Raw genomic sequence first — 19,758 nt, 5'->3', positions numbered from 1 at the left:
TTCACTGTCATTACCAATATATACAGCTATATATCGCATCAACATTAGTTTATGCCAGATATTGCGAAGCAATAGTACTGAAAGTCTTCCTTCTAGCAGTTGTTTGCTGTCAGCTCAATATCCTGCCGAAAAGAATTTATATAACATAGTGTTGTTCTCATTCTGTTGAGCTTAATATCAGCATTTACTGACATTCAGGCAAATCGTCATATACTTAATGTACCTAAGTTTCCTCAGTGCGCAGAACTCAGCCCCCCATCTGCACACCACTTGGGTTGTTAGACTCAGGCTAATCAGAAACAAGGGATGTCGCTGCTATTAGCCTGATTGCACACGGATAAGGTGCTTTATGACGACAATAAAAACAGATGAGTTAATCATCTCAGATTCAGTTATTGAAAACTGGCAGCGGATCGTAAATGTGCTGGCACAAACAACACAGATTCAGAGCGCTGCTATTATGCGGTTAGTTAATAACCGTAATCTTGAAATATTTTGTACCAGTGAGAACAGCAATAACCCGTTAACACAGGGAGACTCTGTGTCCCTCTCTGAAGATATTTATTGCGAAACGGTTGTGCGCAATAAACAGGGCTTGTTTGTTGAAGATGGTTTAAAGACAGAACGCTGGAACCACTCCCCGGAGGTCAAATCCGGTGCGATATCTTATCTGGGAGAACCTCTCTGCTGGCCTGACGGCTCGATATTTGGCACTCTCTGCCTTATTGGCAGCACAAGCTCGTTATATAATGAGCACTTTCACTCTATGCTTCTCGCCTTCCGGTATTCGATCGAGGCGGAACTCACCATCATTTACCAGCAAATAAAGCTTCTGAGGCTAAACGAAAAGCTAAAGCAAAGGGTTAAAAAACGCACCGAAGATCTGGCGACGTTAAGTTATTCATTAAGTAAAGAGATAGATAAACGTAAAGCCGCCGAACAAGAAATTTACTACCAGCGCAACCACGATCTTTCCACCGGTTTTCTTAATCAATCAGCCCTCACCAGCGGAGTCAAGGCGTTACTGGGTGAGGCTAATACAAGCGAAAGCCAGGTAGCTATATTTCATATCGTATTTACTAATGGCAGAAAAATTCAGGAGAGGTATGGCGACCAAGTTCTCAGTGACATTCTTATCGCCTTCCGGGAAAGGGTCGGCAACATAGACGCTCTCGCGTCACTTACCTGCAGAAATAGTATCTCTAATCTGATTATTGCCGTGAAATCATCTCATCTGGCTGGCTTTATAGATACATTCCGCCAGAAACTCATTGAAGTTGCCCATTCAGAATTTAGTCATAATCAGGAGAAAATTCACCTGCACGCCTTTGTTGGCATTGCCACCAGCGAAAGCAGTAACAATGCAGAACAGATGCTCTTTTACGCCAATGAGGCCGCTTTCTCCTGTAAGGAAACCGGCCAGAAATTCAGTTACTACTCTCATGCCAGTAATGAAGAGCAGAAGCAAAGAAATGAAATTGAGAGCTATCTGCTACAGGCAGTAAGAAATGATGACTTGATCCTCTATTTTCAGCCAAAAGTAAACCTGAAAACCGGCAACTGGATTGGTGCTGAAGCTTTGATACGCTGGAATCACCCTATTCTGGGTAATATTTCTAATGAGAATTTGATTCAGATGGCTGAACAAAACGGACTGATTTTTGAAGTGGGTAATTTTGTGCTTCGATCCGCTATTGAACACGCCTCTGACTGGAAGTCTGAACTGCATGATTTTAAAATTGCCGTTAATGTCTCTTCTATCCAGTTAAAGAATCAAGCCTTTATCGAACACCTTGAGCATCTTCTGGACACCTATCATTTTCCTGCGGAATGCCTTGAGATTGAGATCACCGAAAGCTGTCTGATCTCCAATGAACACCTAGCCAAACAGACACTAATGAAACTACACGAACTGGGCGTGACATTGTCACTTGATGATTTCGGAACTGGCTACGCTTCCTTCAGTTATCTAAAGTCGTATCCTTTTAACTGTATTAAAATCGATAAGAGTTTCATCCAAAATATCCATAGTAATCAGGATGATAAAGAGATTGTGCACTCTATTGTGCAGATTGCAAAGCGGCTGGAACTTGATGTCACCATAGAAGGTATTGAAAACCTGGATCAGGAAAGGTTTGTGATGAATGAAGGGTGTGATTATGCTCAGGGTTATCTGTACGGTAAGCCGATGACGGGTAAAGAGTTTGAAACCTGTATCCGTAACTAGTCGTCCACAACTAGCCGTCCGCAACTAGCCGTCAACATAACAGCCGTACTAAACTTAGTAATAGGTGGCATCGGCAGATAATCGAACACAAACACGCGTAAACCCATCCTTGGGGCTCCGCTGCGACATCCCTGTCGCAGAGGGTTTGTTTATCGATATCTGCCTTACGCTCTCTTTCCTGTAAAACTATTTTTTACACGTCCTTAAGTGGCTGTCTGCAACTGAGCTTTTGCTATATTTGCTCAGGTTTTCTATAATCGCGGCCTCTTATTCAATGTGCCTGCTTTTAGGTGCTAATTACAGAAGTGTGAAGGGTTATGGACCGTCTAGTCGGCAAACTAAAAAAGCTTGAGAAACAGAATTACCGCGCTTATCAGACCATTAAAGGTCAGTACGACTTTGATGACTATGATCTCTATATCGACTATGTACAGGGCGACCCTTACGCCAGCCCTTCCCGCCTGCGTGTGACCAGAGCCTGGTCCTTAACCGGCCTTGATTGGTTAAAAGAGAAATCAGAAGCCTACCAGACCGCGGCCCGTGATTTTATTGCCCGTTCATTTGCTGAGTTTGCCAAGCAGGAAAATAATCTTTCTATTTCTACCACCGGCCAGACGGTTCAGGATAATACTGCGGTTCTGTTTACCGAACACGGTATTGAAATCCGCTTCAGAGTAAACCTGCCGGCAGAAGGCCGCAATATTCTGGCAAAAAAAGCCCTTAATATTCTGACGTTTTATCTGCCTAAAATGGTGCGTAAAGCGACCCTTTATCGTGAACTGGATCAGCAGGCATTGTCTAATCACTGTGAAGTGATTGAAGACCAACAAGCACTTCGTCAGCAACTACGCCAACACGAATTAACTTCGTTTGTCGCTAATGACAGTATTCTGCCGCGGGTTGCTGGTAACTGTGATTTACCGATGAAAGAAGCCGTACCCTTTGTTTCCCCTGCTTCGCTGGAAGTTGAGCTTGAGACCCCTAACCGCGGCAAAGTAAAAGGTATGGGTATACCTCAGGGTATCACATTGATTGTTGGTGGTGGTTTCCACGGTAAATCAACCCTGCTTAACGCTATAGAGCGTTCTATTTACGATCATATTCCCGGTGATGGCCGTGAGTATGTTGTCACCGACGTTAACAGCATGAAAATCCGCGCTGAAGATGGCCGTTGTGTACACTCGTTAAATCTGTCTAACTATATTAACCACCTGCCTCAGGGTCGCAGCACAGAGTCATTTTCGACTCAGGATGCGTCAGGCTCTACCTCTCAGGCTGCATGGCTGCAGGAGTCTGTCGAAGCGGGGGTTTCAACCATTCTTATAGATGAAGACACTTCTGCGACCAACTTTATGATCCGTGACGAGCGCATGCAGGCACTAGTCAATAAAGGCGATGAACCCATTACCCCACTGGTGGATCGTATCGGTCAGCTTAAGGATCAACTCTCTATTTCTACCATTTTGGTTATGGGTGGTTCCGGTGACTACCTGGATGTTGCCGACACCGTTATCCAGATGCATGACTATCAAGCTGTTGATGTAACAGAGAAAGCCCGGGAAGTGGTCAAAGCGCACCCTACTCTGCGTGTTCAGGAAGATAGTGATACTTTTAAGCAGATATCTGCCCGTTCGTTAAATCTTACCAGTCTGCAAAAGATCCTTGCTGATGGTAAGTTTCGGGTTTCGGCCAAAGGAATAAACTCCCTTCGCTTTGGTAAAGAATTTGTCGACCTTACGGCGATGGAACAGCTTGAATCGGCCAATCAGGTCAATGCTATTGGCTGGGTATGGTTTCAGTTGGCGCAGCTGCCGGGCTGGTCTAAAGTTCCGGCTAAGCAAATCGCCGAGCTACTTCACGACAACTGGAAAGAGACGATGCCAAATTACGGTGATTTGGCGAAACCGCGTGTTATCGATGTAATGGCTACCCTTAACCGTATGAGAAAAGCGCAGTTTAAATAATGGCTAAGCCGGTGCTTTGGTGCCGGTTTTCTCTTCCTCTCACGCAGCAATCCAACCCCCTCTGATTTTCAACCCGTTGTCAGAATCAATCTGTTGATTAAACAGTCGGTTTCATTTACCATTCTTTTAATCGAACAGTGTTCGATATCATTTTGGCGTGATAACAGATTTGTTAAAGGAACAATAAATGCAACGTTTTATCTCAAACAACCCTATACTGCTTGCGCTGCTACCGGTTTACGCTTTGGTTTTCACCTTCTCTTCCATACAGCCAATGTCATATGCGGTTTGGGTGGCTGAGATAGTGCCGGCAGTCGCGATTCTGGCGGGTATGCTATATATAGGACGAAGCTTTACCTTCAGTAAAACCGCCTACCTGCTAATGTTTATCTGGCTGATCTTGCATACCATTGGCGCCAAATACACCTTTGCTGAAGTTCCCTTTGACTGGTTTAATCAATTAATCGGCTCGGAGCGTAATAACTTCGATCGTCTGGCGCACTTCTCTATCGGCTTTTACGCCTATGCATTGGCAGAGTACCTGTACCGCAAGAGACTATGTAGTAAAGGGCTAGCAGTTCTTTTTGCCCTGTTTACCCTGATGAGCGTGGCAGCCGGGTACGAAATTATTGAGTGGTGGTATGCGGAAATCGCCGGTGGTGATGAAGGTATCGCCTTTCTTGGCTCACAAGGCGATATCTGGGACGCGCAAAAAGATATGCTTTGCGACACTTTAGGTGCGCTATCTTCCCTATGCTTGTTCCTGATTAATAATCGTAACCGCTGATTTATTTAACGCTGGCAGAAATCCAGCTCAGATAAGGGTTAAAACCGTTACTAAATGGGATCTGCACTATCTGTGGCACATCATAGTCATGTAACTCAGAAATAGCAGATTCAATTTCCGGGTAGCGGCAGGATTCCGTTTTAATGATCAACAGCTGCTCACTATCCTCACATATCTTATCTTGCCAGACATAGTGGCTCTCAATAGGCATCACCTGAATACAGGCTGCCAGCCTTTTTTCCAGCAAGTGATTGATGATGTCCTGTTTTACTTGTTGATTATTTACCGTGGTCAACACCATGCTGAAGTTATCTGTATCACTCATAAATCTTCCTGAATCAGACACAAAAATTCAGAGCCCGCATAACGGGCTCCGGCTAGTATTTGTCTGTTTAATTCTGCTTAGGCTCCGGCCGCTTTGGTTGTATAAACTGGCGACGAAAATCAACACTACCGACGGATGAAATAAACTTGCTTCCCAGCTGCACCGGAGCGGACATCTGCTTACTGTCGGTAAGGGCAAAGTTCGCCACTTCCTGTACATCACCAATCTGAACCCATGAGGTAACTACCGGCTTTCGTTTATCTGGTTCATTAACGTCTGTCCAACGCAAAACAGGCAAGCTGATTTCATTTGAAGAGATCTGCTTATAGGCGATTTTAAACTTCACCCACTCTGTTCCGTTGCGGTAAAACTTGGTTATTTCCTGCGCACTTACCGCTGAGGTCGTTACGCTGGTATCAAGCTGAGCTCTGAAACTCTTATCCAGACCGGGAATGTACAACCACTCCTCTTGTCCCAGTATAAGTTTGCCATTGGCGGTTTTAGTTTCCGTCGTTACAGGCTGGCTTTTCACTTCTGGTTTGGTTGGTTTCAATATGTGAGTTTCAACTACTTTAACTTCTGGCGGTTCTGCCTGTTCAGCAGCTATCTCTGGCTTAGGCTGGTTTTCTGTCGTCTGGCTCTGTGTCGGGTCAGCACTACCCTGACTTTGTGCAACATCTGTTTCGGTGACAACATCCACCTGCTCGACCACTTCCTGACTACCTGTATTCGCACAGGCAGTCAGAGCGAGACAAAGACAAAATGAAAATACCGGCTTACCACTACTCATGTATGCTCCCAATGCGGAATTTAGTTATGAAACCTCAATAATTGCATTAGCGACATAGGGAATATCTTTCTCTGTTAACCCTGCGATATTGATTCGTCCGTCACCAACACCATAGATACCAAAGCGGTCACGAAGGGTCGCCATCTGCTCCTGTGAAAATCCTAGCACAGTAAACATCCCTTTGTGACTTTCAATAAAATCAAACTGTTGCGATTTGTGAGCTGTGCGGAATTCATGGCATAAAGCGCCTCTCAGAGTCACCAGACGCTGCTGCATTTCTGCCAGTTCCTGTTTCCAGTCAGCGGTAAGCTTATCATCGGTTAGTACAGTTCTTACCAGGGCAGCACCATGATCCGGCGGCATGGTATAAGTGGCTCTGGCTAGCTGTAGTAGTTTGCCTTTAGCGTTATCCGCCTCTGCCTTATTTTTGCCAACCACAATGGCAGCACCAGTTCTTTCCCTGTACAGGCCAAAGTTCTTTGAGCAAGAAGTGGTGATCAGTAACTCCTCAAGATTATCCGCCATATAGCGTAACCCCTGAGCATCTTGTTCCAGTCCGTCTCCGAACCCCTGATAAGCGATATCAATAAACGGGGTAAAACCGTTTTTCTGAGCCAGTTCGGTTACCGCTTTCCAGACAGAAAAATCGATATCCGCCCCGGTCGGGTTATGGCAGCAGCCATGCAGTAGTACCACATCATTGGCGCCTGCCTGAGAGATATCTTCAAGCATGGCCTGACTGTCTACCTGCTTAGTCTGGGGGCTGAAGTAGCGGTAATGACGTACCTTAAGTCCGGCCGCTTCCATAACAGGTTTATGGTTTACATAACTCGGGTTGCTTAGCCAGACTGTGGTATCCGGTTGCGCCACATGTATCAGGTCGCCAAGCATTCTCAGGCCGCCACTGGCTCCCGGTGTCTGAATGGCTGACACTCTTTCGGCCGCATCAGTACCTTCCAGCAACAGATCCAGCATACACTGATTAAAGACTTCACAACCGGCCAAGCCGACATAAGCTTTTGTTGTCTGTGAGTCCGCCAGTTTATTCTGCGCCTGTTTAATAGCAGACATAATAGGCGTTTCACCCTGACTGTTTTTATAAACGCCAATGCCGAGATCAACTTTTTCCGGACGGGGATCGTTGCGATAGGCAACGGATAAAGAGAGGATAGGATCCTGTAGAGGTGCTGGTAAATGTGAAAACATGAAAGTCACATCCCTTTGAAATTCAGTTAGTGACCTCAAGGTATCATTTGTTAACAAAAAGAAAAAGGAGTTTATCACCCCTTACTTTATGAATTTATGAATTATTTTTGCTCAGGATTTAAGTAGTGTATCTGCTGATTTGAGCTGCCACGCCAATGTAAACTCGGGTCGGCCAGTTCTTGTTCAAACTTGCCGTCAATCACTACGTCAACATAATCAATCACCTGCTTCTGCTCTTCCGTCAGTTCGCCAAGCAGATAACCTGTCCAGAGCCAGATATCTTTACCGGGACACTCAGATTTAACCCGTTTTACCAGACTTAAAATCGCAGGCAGATTGCCCGGAAAAAGGGGATCACCACCAGAAAGGGATAAACCACGCTTTTTAATTCTCGTATCGTTAAGGTCATTAATTACCTGATCTTCCATCAAATCAGTAAAGGGATGGCCGGCATCAGGTGACCAGGTCGACTTGTTATAACAGCCCCTGCACTGGTGAATACAACCAGAAACAAAAAGAGCACATCTTGTGCCCGGACCATTTACAACATCTAGCGGATAATATTGACTGTAATTCATAGTAAAGATGCCTTCCCTCTTAACAAGGGAAGGCGTTTAGCTGATTTAATTAAAGATGTTTAACCCGGCGTTTAACTTCTTCTTGCTTACCAAAATTAAATGGTCTTGCGTCCGGGCTGCCAAGGTAGCCACATACCCTACGGGTTACGGATACTTTAGTGGCATCGTGGTTTCCGCACTTAGGGCAGGTGAATCCGCGGCTGGTACACTCAAACTCACCTTCAAAGCCACATTCGTAACACTCATCAATCGGAGTGTTGGTTCCGTAGTAAGGAACACGGCTGTAACTGTAGTCCCACACGTTCTCCAGCGCTTCGATGTTACGCTGCATATTAGGGAACTCACCGTAACAGATAAAGCCGCCGGTTGAGATTTCCGGATATGGTCTTTCAAACTCGATCTTATCGTATGGGTTCACCTTCTTCTCCACATCAAGGTGGAAGCTGTTGGTGTAGTAACCTTTGTCCGTTACGCCTTCAATTACACCAAACTCTTTGGTATCAACACGGCAGAAACGACTGCACAGGTTTTCACTCGGTGTACCGTACAGGCTGAATGCGTAACCAGTCTCTTCTTTCCAGCCTTCTACACTCTTCTTAAGATGACGGATAATATCCAGCGCTTTCTCAGCAAGTTCCAGGCTGTCATAAACATGCTCACCAGTGCCGTATAGGGCATTAATAGTTTCGTGAACACCGATATAACCCAGTGAAATAGATGCACGACCGTTCTTAAAGATTTCAGCAATAGAATCGTCAGGGTTCAGGCGTACACCACAGGCACCTTCCATATACAGGATTGGTGCAACTCTCGCTTTAACACTCTCCAGACGGTTAATACGGGTTTCCAGCGCTTTACGGGCCAGAACCAGTTTTTCATCCAGCAGTTGATAAAACTTGCTTTCGTCACCTTTAGCCTGAATAGCGATACGTGGCAGGTTAAGGCTTACAACGCCAAGGTTGTTGCGGCCGTCATGCACCAGCTCGCCGTTCTCTTCATAAGTGTTCAGGAAGCTACGGCAACCCATTGGGGTTTTAAATGATCCCGTTACTTCTACTACTTTGTCGTAGTTAAGAATGTCCGGATACATACGCTTAGAAGCACACTCAAGAGCCAGTTGCTTAATATCGTAGTTTGGATCACTTGGCTGATGGTTCAGGCCATCTTTAATAGCAAATACCAGTTTAGGGAATACCGCTGTTTTGCCTTTCTTACCAAGGCCTGCAATACGGTTCTTCAGGATAGAGGCCTGAATCAGTTTAGATGCCCAGCTTGTTCCCAGTCCGAAACCGAAAGTAACAAAAGGAGTCTGGCCGTTAGCTGTGTGCAGTGTGTTTACTTCGTACTCAAGAGACTGGAATGCATCGTAGCACTCTTTCTCTGTACGGGATTTTGCAAAGGCCTCAGGATCATGAATATCCCACTCCTGAGCAACCTTCAGGTGTTTTTCATAGCTGGCAGTAACATAGGGTTCCAGAATCTCATCGATTCGGTTAATGGTTGTGCCACCGTAAATGTGTGAGGCAACCTGAGCAATAATCTGCGCAGTCACTGCCGTTGCTGTTGAAATAGACTTAGGCGTGTCAATTTCAGCATTACCCATTTTAAAGCCATGGGTTAACATGCCTTTAAGATCAATCAGCATGCAGTTAAACATTGGGAAAAACGGCGCATAGTCGAGATCATGATAGTGAATATCACCATCGTCATGGGCTTTAACTATGTCGCGTGGAAGAATGTGTGTTTTTGCATAGTGCTTTGCGACAATACCAGCAAGTAAATCTCGTTGAGTAGGAATTACTTTACCGTCTTTATTCGCATTCTCGTTCAGGAGATCAGCATTGCTCTGCTCAATCAGACCCTGAATCTCTTTGCTAAGGGCACTTTTCTTTTCACGGGCAATGTCACGGTCGTGACGATATTCGATGTAAGAACGAGCCATGCCCTTATAAGGGCCCTGCATCATTTCGTTCTCAACCAGAGTCTGGATTTCCTGAATATCAACTTCATTGCGATCCTGTAGCTTTTGCTCAACAGCTTCGGCCACTTTATTCGCATAAATTGTTACTTCATCATCAATATGAGTCGAGGCACTTTCCACTGCTGCAACGATGCGATCCCTTGTAAACGGGGCATGAGAGCCATCTCGTTTCGTAACGACTAATTTCACTGTTTCTCCTTACCCCTAGCATATCCACAGATTACCCACAAACACACCATATAGGGCATATAACCAACTGACCAACACTATATATTGTGGACGTATTTAACGAGAAGCACTAATTAAAAGTGTTGATTTAGATCAAATAAAGTAGCCTCAAGTACAAGATCAAATCGATCTTAGTGCCAGAGATCCCATTAGCAAAATAAACAAAATAATTATAAAAAAACTGTACTAGAGGGGTTGAAATTTGTGTTCGCCTGACAGCGCAATAGCTGCAGAGAAATGCAAGTTATTAGTGATAAAAATAGTAGTAAAAACTAGCTGATCTATGCCTTGTTTTGTACTTGTGATCTGCTGCGAAAATGTTATTCACAAGACGAAAAAAAGGAGGAACAAAACGTCCCTCCTCTATTCACCGTGAGCACTTTTTAAACAGAATGGATTACATTCTCTTCAAAGTCATAGGGGGTGGTGAATGAAATCATTTCAGTTGTGACAAAAAGATTATATCTTCCCTTCACTACCGCAAACGCGGATTTTATCTTTAACAACCTGCTTCATCGCTTCCTTACCCGGGACGATATATTTCCTCGGGTCATTGGCTTCAGGATGCTCGCTAAAGTGCTGTTTAACCGCATCAGCAAAAGCGATTTTAAGCTCCGTAGCAACGTTAACCTTACAGATGCCAAGTTCAATACAGCGTCTGACCATCTCATCGGGCACACCGGAGGCTCCATGCAAAACCAGCGGGATATCCACGACTGAACGAATTTTTTCCAGCCTGTCAAAATCCAGTTTAGGTTCTGCTTTATAGAGACCGTGCGCGGTACCAATGGCTACTGCTAATGAATCAACCCCCGTAGAGCGGACAAACTCTGCTGCCGATGAAGGATCTGTCATCAGTGCATCCGCACTGTCTACTATCAAGTCGTCTTCCTGCCCGCCAAGGCGACCCAGTTCAGCCTCAACACTGACATCAAAGCGGTTGCAGTACTGGACCACCTCTTTAACCGTGCGAATATTCTCTTCGAATGCATAGTGAGAACCGTCAATCATCACTGAACGAATACCGTGATCCACTTTCTGCTTTATATCGGAGAACGATTCATGGTGATCAAGATGAAGCACCAGAGGCATAGAGTGTTTATGTGCCGCTTCTTTACAGATACTGACCAGATAGTCTGTTCCCGCGTAACTGTATGTTCCGGGAGTACCGGCCAGAATCACGGGTGAACCTAACTCTGAAGCTGTTTCTACCACTACCTGAACCGTTTCCAGATTATGGATATTAAACGCAGGTACTGCATAGCCCCCTGCCTGAGCTCGTTTTAACATCTCACGAGATGAAATTAGATACATACTTCCTCCGAAGTGTTTTGCGGTTCAACGGCATAAACTTCATTACCGTTAACCCATGTTTTTACTACCTGACCAGATTGAGAAACGGCCACCATTGAGGCCATTTTGCCTACGGCTAGAGAACCGTACTTGTGATCAAGCTTAAGAAATTTTGCTGGTGTTAAAGAACCGTGTAGCCAGGCGTGTTCAAACGGAATCTTCAGCCAGTCAGAGATATTTTTAACCGCCTGACTGAGATCAAGTGTGCTTCCGGCAAGGCTGCCCGAGTCCGTTCTGACTACCCCTTGTTTCATTGATACCTGATACTCGCCAAGCTGATAGTTGCCATCTTCCATTCCCGCTGCCCGCATAGCGTCACTGATTAGCATCAGACGATCACCGCAGCAACGATAGGCAACATCCACGGCGGTAGGGTGTACGTGATGACCATCTGCGATGATCTCCACATAGCTGTCCGGTTGGCACAGCCCCACTCCGACAACCCCTGGGTCTCTGTGATGAAGCCCTCTCATACCGTTGTAACAGTGGACAATGCCACTTGCCCCGCAGGCAAACGCTTTCTCCACTTGCTGACAATTTGCATCGGTATGGCCTAACATCACCTGAATACCGTTACTTTTTAGGTAGCGGATAGCTTCACTGCTGTTGTTCTTTTCAGGGGCAAGAGCGACCGTCATCAGGCTGTTATCTGAATAAGAGATCCAGCTATCAAGCTCCTCGATAGACAACTCCCTGAACAATTTCTCAGGATGAGCACCTTTGTTTTTTGCCGTAAAGTAAGGGCCTTCCAGATAGCCGCCAAGTAGCTCAGCCCCACTCAGGCCGGCGGCTTTACTTTTGCCGATCTGCATCAGCGTTGTTTTGATTTTATCTACCGGAGCCGTAATGGTTGTCGCTACAAACCCAGTTAATCCATGGCTGGCGAGATAAGAGGATATGGTTTCCAGACTCTGATGAGTGGCATCCATAACGTCGCAGCCCAGAGCGCCGTGAACATGAGTATCAATCAGACCCGGAAGCAGAGAACAGTCACCTAAATCGACATAAGCTTCTTTACACTCTTGCCGTTTTTCAATGCTCTGTATCTCTCCGTCGCGATTCACCGCGATAACGCAATCTGTGCACCAGCGGTTGTCAACAAGAACTCTTTTTGCCCGGTAATATCGCATATCAGATACCATCGTCTTCCTGTTCTGTCACCGCTGTTTCGCTCAGTTTCTGCCCGTTAGCGGTTTTACCCAGTTGCGCGGCAAGGCTGGTAAGTCCACGATGCCCACACTCCACTGCCATATCGCGAAATTCAACAACGTTCAGTTCGTCCCTCTCTAGCAACATTTCAGCGGCCATCTGTAGGTTGGTTCCCGTCACTACTTCGATATCGCTACGTTGCTGGCTAAGCAGTGAAGCGGTTCTGAACGGAGTTCCGCCTAACAGATCCGTCATAAATACAATGCCGTCTCCGGAATCCAGATCTGTTATGGCCTGCTTCATTGCCAGCTCCAGCTGCTCTGTGGTCATCTCAACCGGGAAATCGATAGCCCTGAACTGCTCCTGTTCACCAATTATCTGATGAATGGCTTTTTCGAGACCTGTGGCAAAACCACCATGACCTGAAAGTATTACTGTGATCATCTTTATTCCTTATAGGGGCTGGCAGGCGCCAGCCCTTCAGTGCTCAGTTTATAGAATGCCCATGAAACGACCGGCCACACCCAGCACCATAGTGATTGAGATAAGGCGTAGCGGACTCCAGCCTCTCTTAACCAGTGAGTACATGGCTAGTGTGTAAACCAGTGGCAGGAACGCCGGCATAAGTTTATCTATAACATCAGCCTGCAGTTTCACTACCGCATCACCCGCCGTTATCTCGGCAGTCGTTGCCAGACGAACGTAGGTAGCAACGAGTGCACCGATTACCGTCATACCCACCATAGAGGCAGCGTGACCGACTTTCTTGGTGTTCGCCTTAATCATAGGAATGGCTGAAACACCCATGCGGTACGCATAATGTGCCAGACCAAATCTCAGGCCAAAATGCACCACGTTAAACAGCACCATAAAGAATATCGCGCCCATAATTGACCCTTGCAGGGCTAAGTCAGCGCCAATACCGCCGCAGATCGGCAGCAAAGTCAGCCAGAACATGGCATCACCGATACCACCCATAGGGGCACCTACGGCGATTTTGGTACTCTGGATACTGTTGATGTTCTGCTTAGAGCGCTCCATCGCCAGCACAATACCCATCACAAAGGTCACCAGAAACGGGTGGGTGTTAAAGAAGCCCATATGCCCTTTCATCGACTTAGCAAGGTCTGCCTGATTAGGGTGGATCTTCTTCAGCGCCGGTAAAATGCCGTATAACCAGCCTGAAGCCTGCATACGTTCATAGTTAAAAGAAGCTTGCAGCAACAGAGAACGCCACGCCATTTTGTTGATGTCCGATTTTGTCAGTTCTGCACCAACGGTTTTGTTTTCATATTCATCATCGCTGACACCCGGCGCCGGTTGTACTTTGGCGTTTTGCTTACGCAGGTCCAGTTCATTGCTTACGTTAGATTCCATCATTAAACTCCTCTGCTTTTGCCACTGGGGGTGTAGGTTCTGATTTGCGCATAAAGTCGATAATTGCCATTGCCGTTACGGCTGCTGCGATAGCCAGAATAGGTAGTTCAAGCCACGCTGCTGCCACAAAGCCCAGAATAAAGTAAGGGATGTAGACGTTTTTCATCATGATCTTCATAAGAACCGCGAAACCAATCGCCGGCATAATGCCACCAGCCACACCAAGGCCGTCTATTAGCTCTTTTGGCAGTTTTTCAACGATTGCTCCGGCATGCTCTGCGCCAAGGTAAATTGGCAGGAATGCGCATAAGAAGTAGAAAGTTCCCAGTACCGCAAGAGCGAAGTAGTTGACGCGTTCAATACCCTCTCCGTCAGCATTTTCAGCGTACTCGTCACAACGGGACATCACGGCTGACATCGCTGAGAACAGAAGCGTAATACCCATCTGAACAGCCACGGCGAATGGTACCGCTACACCAACAGCAACGTTTGGCTCTACTTTAGTGGTGATAGCGAATGTAGTACCAACAATAGTACCGATAATCACGTTTGGCGGCTGAGCACCAGCCAGTGGTGCCAGACCCATCCAGATCAGTTCCAGCGTACCACCGACAAGAATACCGGTATTTAAGTCACCCAGAATCAAACCCACTAAAGGTCCGAGTACCACCGGGCGGTGAAAGTGAGTTAAACCGTTAAACAGGTCTAACCCGGCAAAGAAAGCAAGTATGCCGAGCATACAGGCCTGAATGAGTCCTATCTCCATAATATTGCTCCTTAAAATTAAAGTAGAGTAAAGATGTCTGTCGCACTTTCTGTCGGAACGCCCTGTACGGTACAGCTCACTCCCAGTGCTTTTAGCTTGTTAAACTCATCGACATCATCAGCATCCACAGAAACTGTTTTTGCTATCTGATTTTTTCCTTCGATGTAATGCATGTTCCCCACGTTGATCTGTTCGATTGGCACACCACCTTCAATCAACATGCGAAAATCTTTTGGTGTCTTACACACCAGCAAGATCTTTTGTCTGTCTGCTGCTTTATGAATGGTCTCTATGGTTTTCTGTACCGTCCAGAAGCGGATAGCGATACCTTCTACCAGTACCATCTCCATAAGGCTTTGCTGAATTTCGTCGTTTGCAACTTCATCGTTAACCACAACGACAATGTTGGCTCCGGCAAAACCGACCCACTGCACACCAACCTGACCGTGAACAAGTCGTTCATCTATTCTGCTTAATACAATGTTTGGCATAGGATTTTCCTTTTGAGTCTGTTTATTGGTTGTTAACCGGATAGTCGTGAATTGAAACCCCTTGCACCACACGGTTCACTTCACCACTAGGGCACGGGTTGTCCGGGCCAAGTTCAAGTTTTAATGACTTCTCAAATGCCAGCATCTGAGCAAACAGTATGTATGGGAAGCTCAGCCACACCTGATCTAAATCGGTACCACCCAGCTCTATAACCTGTTGATCATCAAAGCCCTGACCGGCAATGGCGATAAGCTTTAACGCTTGACCATCACCTTTGATTTCATTAAACAAATCAATGTCATACTTACGTGTATAGGCATCAGTCGATATAAACTGAACCACCAGAGTGTGTTCATTAATTGAAAATTTCGGGCCATGACGGAAACCAAGAGACGAGTCAAATGCTGTTATTACTTTTCCTGCACTCAGCTCTAGGGACTTAAGGGCAGCCTCACGGGCTAGTCCGCTAAATCCGCCGCTGCCAAGGACGACTAAGCGGTTGTATGCTAGTGATGCTAAAGCGCGTACCGGCTCAATCCACTGCTGAATTTTGCTTTCACACATTGAAGCAATACGCTCTACCTTGTCTGCCAGATCTTTTTGATCTTCACCACTAAGTAATGCGATGGCAGCCATAGTCATACAGCTAAAACTGGAGGTCATAGCAAAGCTTTTGTCATTCGAGCCTTCAGGCATCAGTATGCAGAGCGCGTTACTATGGTTATTGGCATGTACAGAAAGCTCGCCGTCCGGGTTACAGGTAAGGAACAGGTGGTGACAATTGTCGACCAGTTGATCAGCCAGATTCACGGCAGCAACGCTTTCCGGGCTGTTACCTGAACGGGCAAACGAGACCATAAGTGTCGCTATGTCCTTTTGCAGATATTGCTCAGGATTAGAGACGATATCTGTGGTAGCGATAGCTTCAACATTAAAGTTATTGAACTGCTGCAGATACGGCGCAATAGCCTCACCGGCAAAAGCGGATGTTCCGGCTCCGGTCAGAATGATCCTTAGATCTTTATTGCTTGTTAAAGGATCAAGAAACGCATCAGCTTCCGCCCTCCTCTGTTCAATAATACCGACAAGGTTTCGCCACAACTTAGGTTGCTGCTCGATTTCCTTTGCCGTATGGTTTGCCCTGTGTTCGACCAGCCATGATTCGGCGTAGCCAAGATAGTGATTCATAACGATTACTCCTGATGCCCACTGTGCTCCTGAGAGCAGGCGCAGGCATATACCTTGGTAACTTCCATTACCTTGTTAATGATTAATTCTTTAGGGGTGTTATCTATTTCTCCGGCGGAGACCGCTTTAGCTTGTTCCGCCATATACTGACTAAGCAGAGTTAACGGTGCCGGGTTTTGATTCAGGTTATCTATAAGTTTGGCGCAGGCGTTCTCAACCTGTTGATCCGGCCAGTAATAACGGATCCGGTCACTCAGGCTATAAGCACAATCCAGATACTGCTGATTACCCGAACTCTGGTAGTAGTCACGCCAGTAGCCCGGTTGCTCCCGCATTACCTGCTCAAGAGTCTTACGAAGGTTTGCTCTTTTATCTACGGCAATCCATTCCTGCTCTACTCTGTCCAGAGCAAATAGGGCTTCACGCATTGCAAATGTAAGCGCCGGACCCACTTTCAGAATGGAAAAATGATCTTCAACTAACGCTCTGTAGTTACTGTCTGGCTGGTAATCGGTCGAGTGCGCTTCAAACACCATTGAAGGATACTTATTTATCAACTCCGAAAGTCGATGCGCCTTTTCACGCTGATACTGAATAACCGTGTGATGATCGAACTCAACCCCGGGCTGAACAACCAGACCTATGACCCTTTGCCAAGCTTGTTGTAATCCAGACTGTTCAAAGGCTTTCTGGTGTACTGTGATGGTTTTTTCTGCCGCCTCAGGTTTCGTTACTTCTACGCCAGCAGAAAGTGATTCTTTTGCCCCTCCGGGAACAGGTACTTCAGTACCAATAATGTACACCGGAGCTTCTCCTCCGGCTTGTCGCCAGCTCTGTTCGGCAACTTGACATAACCGCGCTGCGCGCTGCGCTACCACTTCATCACTTAATGGCTGGCTGTCACCGGCACAAGACATTGAACAGTCCAGATGAATCTTGCGAAAACCAGCTTCTACATAACTTGCTATCAAGGCTTCCGATTTCACCATCGCCTGTTCAGCATCCAGTTTTTGCCAACAATTAGGGCCAAGATGATCGCCACCCAGCAAGATCTGCCGTTTATCAAACCCCACTGAATCCGCAATTGAGCCGACAAAACCGACAAAATCAGACGGGGTCATTCCCGTATAACCCCCATCCTGATTGACCTGATTGGACGTTGCTTCAATCAACACCGGCTTGTTGTCCCTCTTTGCCTGCCTGATGGCCGCTTCCAGAACAAGCGGATGAGCCGAGCAGACGGAGTAAATTCCCGTCAGTTCACCACTTTTATGCTGCTTAATTAGTTCAATTAAATGTTTCATTTGCTTTCCTGATTTGAAACCTGATCTGCCAGAATGACTTCAACACCCATTTCTTCTAGCGCCGTGTGATAGTGCTCAGGTATGCCGCTGTCAGTAATCAGCACGTCTATATCGCCGGCTGCACGTATCATGCAAAAGCTCTTGCGGCCAAACTTGCTTGAATCCGTTACCGCGATAACTTGCCTTGAAACATCGCACATTGCCCTGTTCACCTGAGCTTCGCTCTGGTTGGGGGTGGTGATTCCCGCTTCAAGATCAAAACCATCAACACCGAGAAACAGCTTATCGAAGCGATAATCTTTAACCTGAGAGACGCCATGACTGCCCGTAAGTGAACAAGAGGAACGGCGAAGGTTTCCACCTACTACAAACAGGTCGACGTTATCGAAAGCCGTTAACTGATAAGCTGTATTGATAGCATTGGTCATCACCACTAAGCCCTGTTTCCTGTCCAGATAACTGGTCATATGGCCGATTGTGGATCCTGAATCGAGAATGATGGCTTCGCCGTCCTGAATTTTTGCCGCTGCGACAGCAGCAATCTTTTCTTTGGTGGATTTGTTCAGCAGCCCTTTGCGGTGAAGAGGTTGATCAAAGGCGAAATTGGGGTTGATGGTGGCGCCGCCATAGCAGCGAAATACGCAGCCCTGACTCTCCAGAAGATTCAGATCATGACGAATTGTTACTGTAGAGACAGAAAACTGGTGGGCAAACTCATCCACTTTTCCTTCTCCATGCTGACGAATAAAGTCAACAATTTGCTGTCTGCGTTCTGTGCTTGTCATCGTAACATTCACACCTTTCGTTTAGTTTCGTTGCTTGCTTTTTAGCTTCGCTTGCTTACGTTTTATATTTAAGCATCGAAAATAAACCGATTATGTTGGCGTGATCACAAGGCGACCTGAGGCAAAATGAAAGCAAAAAACCTTTCTGTCTCAGCAAAGCGAAAGGTTATATCTTTCTTTTATCCCGATTCAGCAGGGTAAAACCATTGAAAAACAGACAATACGAAATAGATAAATGAAAGGGCGTAACAGAACTGGCTGATATAAACCATTTCGGGTTTGTGATCGATCGAGATCACATAATCCGTTTTTAACCTGATTAAGTGGTTAGTCTGTATAGAGCATGATCAGCAGATATGACCATTCAGCACTTTAAAGCGTAGAGAGAATTTATAGACAGAGAGGTGTTGATTCGTTCGTTACAGATTAACAATCTGCACATCAATGCCCATTGAGCGCAATTTGTCAGCGTAATGAGAAGGGATGCCACTATCAGTAATTAAAACGTCAACCTGTTCCAGTGTGGCGATAATACAGAAGCTGCGCCGGTCGAACTTTGACGAATCACAAACGGCAATAATGGTCTTAGCTACCTTACACATTGCACGGTTTACTAAGGCTTCACCTTTATGAGGTGTTGTTATTCCCATTTCCAGATCAAAGCCGTCAACGCCAAGGAACAGTTTTTCAAACCGGTATTTCTCCAGCTGTTCTTCTGCATTTTCGCCATGAAGGGAGAAAGCATTTTTCCTTATTGTTCCTCCCGTCACCATCACATCAATGTTGTCACTATTGGCTAGCTGATAGGCAATATTGATGGCGTTTGTCATCACAACCAATGACTTATCTTTCGGTAGGTGCTGAGCAATTTTTTCTGTTGTGGAACCTGAATCGAGAATGACGGTATCGCCGTCTTCAATTAACTCCACTGCCCTACGGGCTATCTGACTTTTAACGTCAGATTTAATTTTTCCCTTCTCTGCCAGTGAACGATCGAAAGCAAAACTTTTATTGATAGTTGCACCACCGTAACAACGTACAACACAGCCCTGCTTCTCAAGGACATTAAGATCATTGCGGATGGTGACACTGGATACGTCAAATTGGCGGGCAAAATCTTCGACACTGCCAGCCCCCTGCTGCTGAATAGCAGTTAGGATGTCATCTCGGCGTTGGGCTGTCTTTGTCATAGTCTTGATACCTTAGTTGGCAATAGCCTCTATTTTTACTTTTTTATTTAAAGAATCAAGTACTTCAT

The 19,758-nt window shown here is 46.0% G+C and carries 18 protein-coding genes; 3 read left to right on the top strand and 15 right to left on the bottom strand.

Annotated features, from left to right (window positions below):
- The first annotated feature begins 349 nt into the window (after positions 1-349).
- The 3 genes from PK654_RS19220 (at position 350) to PK654_RS19210 (ending at position 4,978) form a co-directional block, all read left to right on the top strand.
- A complete protein-coding gene (locus tag PK654_RS19220; protein ID WP_271700682.1) occupies positions 350-2,227 on the top strand; it encodes a sensor domain-containing phosphodiesterase in 1,878 nt (625 codons plus the stop codon).
- A 317-nt stretch (positions 2,228-2,544) separates the two neighbouring features.
- A complete protein-coding gene (locus PK654_RS19215) occupies positions 2,545-4,191 on the top strand; it encodes an ABC-ATPase domain-containing protein (RefSeq protein WP_271700681.1) in 1,647 nt (548 codons plus the stop codon).
- Positions 4,192-4,378: 187 nt separating this feature from the next.
- On the top strand, positions 4,379-4,978 hold the full coding sequence (locus PK654_RS19210) for a DUF2238 domain-containing protein (protein WP_271700680.1): 600 nt from the start codon (positions 4,379-4,381) through the stop codon (positions 4,976-4,978).
- Between the two features lies 1 nt (position 4,979).
- On the opposite strand, the gene cutA is transcribed toward PK654_RS19210, so the two are convergent.
- The 15 genes from cutA to agaR (PK654_RS19135) form a co-directional block, all read right to left on the bottom strand.
- The gene (cutA, locus tag PK654_RS19205; RefSeq protein WP_271700679.1) at positions 4,980-5,303 is read right to left on the bottom strand and encodes a divalent-cation tolerance protein CutA; all 324 of its coding nucleotides are present in this window, start codon (positions 5,301-5,303) and stop codon (positions 4,980-4,982) included.
- A 67-nt stretch (positions 5,304-5,370) separates the two neighbouring features.
- Entirely contained in the window at positions 5,371-6,093 is a 723-nt protein-coding gene (locus PK654_RS19200) for a putative ATP-dependent zinc protease (RefSeq protein WP_271700678.1), read from the bottom strand.
- Positions 6,094-6,117: 24 nt separating this feature from the next.
- Positions 6,118-7,299: an amino acid aminotransferase gene (locus tag PK654_RS19195; protein ID WP_271700677.1), complete on the bottom strand. Its 1,182-nt coding sequence runs from the start codon at positions 7,297-7,299 to the stop codon at positions 6,118-6,120.
- Positions 7,300-7,400: 101 nt separating this feature from the next.
- Positions 7,401-7,877 (bottom strand): anaerobic ribonucleoside-triphosphate reductase-activating protein, encoded by a 477-nt coding sequence (gene nrdG / locus PK654_RS19190; RefSeq protein ID WP_271700676.1) that lies wholly within the window; start codon positions 7,875-7,877, stop codon positions 7,401-7,403.
- A gap of 49 nt (positions 7,878-7,926) precedes the next feature.
- Positions 7,927-10,047: an anaerobic ribonucleoside-triphosphate reductase gene (gene nrdD / locus PK654_RS19185; RefSeq protein ID WP_271700675.1), complete on the bottom strand. Its 2,121-nt coding sequence runs from the start codon at positions 10,045-10,047 to the stop codon at positions 7,927-7,929.
- A 498-nt stretch (positions 10,048-10,545) separates the two neighbouring features.
- A complete protein-coding gene (locus tag PK654_RS19180; RefSeq protein ID WP_271700674.1) occupies positions 10,546-11,400 on the bottom strand; it encodes a tagatose bisphosphate family class II aldolase in 855 nt (284 codons plus the stop codon).
- On the bottom strand, positions 11,391-12,581 hold the full coding sequence (gene nagA / locus PK654_RS19175; RefSeq protein ID WP_271700673.1) for an N-acetylglucosamine-6-phosphate deacetylase: 1,191 nt from the start codon (positions 12,579-12,581) through the stop codon (positions 11,391-11,393). Before nagA ends, PK654_RS19180 begins: the two co-directional genes overlap by 10 nt.
- Entirely contained in the window at positions 12,571-13,032 is a 462-nt protein-coding gene (gene agaF, locus PK654_RS19170) for a PTS galactosamine/N-acetylgalactosamine transporter subunit IIA (protein ID WP_271700672.1), read from the bottom strand. Before agaF ends, nagA begins: the two co-directional genes overlap by 11 nt.
- A gap of 48 nt (positions 13,033-13,080) precedes the next feature.
- A complete protein-coding gene (gene agaE / locus PK654_RS19165) occupies positions 13,081-13,965 on the bottom strand; it encodes a PTS N-acetylgalactosamine transporter subunit IID (RefSeq protein WP_271700724.1) in 885 nt (294 codons plus the stop codon).
- Positions 13,955-14,731 carry a PTS N-acetylgalactosamine transporter subunit IIC gene (gene agaW, locus PK654_RS19160; RefSeq protein ID WP_271700671.1) on the bottom strand — a complete coding sequence of 259 codons (777 nt, stop codon included), beginning with the start codon at positions 14,729-14,731 and terminating at the stop codon, positions 13,955-13,957. Before agaW ends, agaE begins: the two co-directional genes overlap by 11 nt.
- A gap of 17 nt (positions 14,732-14,748) precedes the next feature.
- Entirely contained in the window at positions 14,749-15,222 is a 474-nt protein-coding gene (agaV, locus tag PK654_RS19155; RefSeq protein WP_271700670.1) for a PTS N-acetylgalactosamine transporter subunit IIB, read from the bottom strand.
- 22 nt (positions 15,223-15,244) lie between these two features.
- On the bottom strand, positions 15,245-16,411 hold the full coding sequence (locus tag PK654_RS19150; RefSeq protein WP_271700669.1) for an SIS domain-containing protein: 1,167 nt from the start codon (positions 16,409-16,411) through the stop codon (positions 15,245-15,247).
- A gap of 5 nt (positions 16,412-16,416) precedes the next feature.
- Positions 16,417-17,715 carry a D-tagatose-bisphosphate aldolase, class II, non-catalytic subunit gene (locus tag PK654_RS19145; RefSeq protein WP_271700668.1) on the bottom strand — a complete coding sequence of 433 codons (1,299 nt, stop codon included), beginning with the start codon at positions 17,713-17,715 and terminating at the stop codon, positions 16,417-16,419.
- Entirely contained in the window at positions 17,712-18,500 is a 789-nt protein-coding gene (gene agaR / locus PK654_RS19140) for a transcriptional repressor AgaR (RefSeq protein ID WP_271700667.1), read from the bottom strand. Before agaR (PK654_RS19140) ends, PK654_RS19145 begins: the two co-directional genes overlap by 4 nt.
- 419 nt (positions 18,501-18,919) lie before the next feature.
- On the bottom strand, positions 18,920-19,690 hold the full coding sequence (agaR, locus tag PK654_RS19135) for a transcriptional repressor AgaR (protein ID WP_271700666.1): 771 nt from the start codon (positions 19,688-19,690) through the stop codon (positions 18,920-18,922).
- Positions 19,691-19,758: the final 68 nt, after the last annotated feature.

The sequence above is a fragment of the Vibrio sp. SCSIO 43137 genome (genome assembly GCF_028201475.1).
GTDB lineage: Bacteria > Pseudomonadota > Gammaproteobacteria > Enterobacterales > Vibrionaceae > Vibrio.
This window is presented reverse-complemented; position numbering and strand designations above follow the sequence as displayed.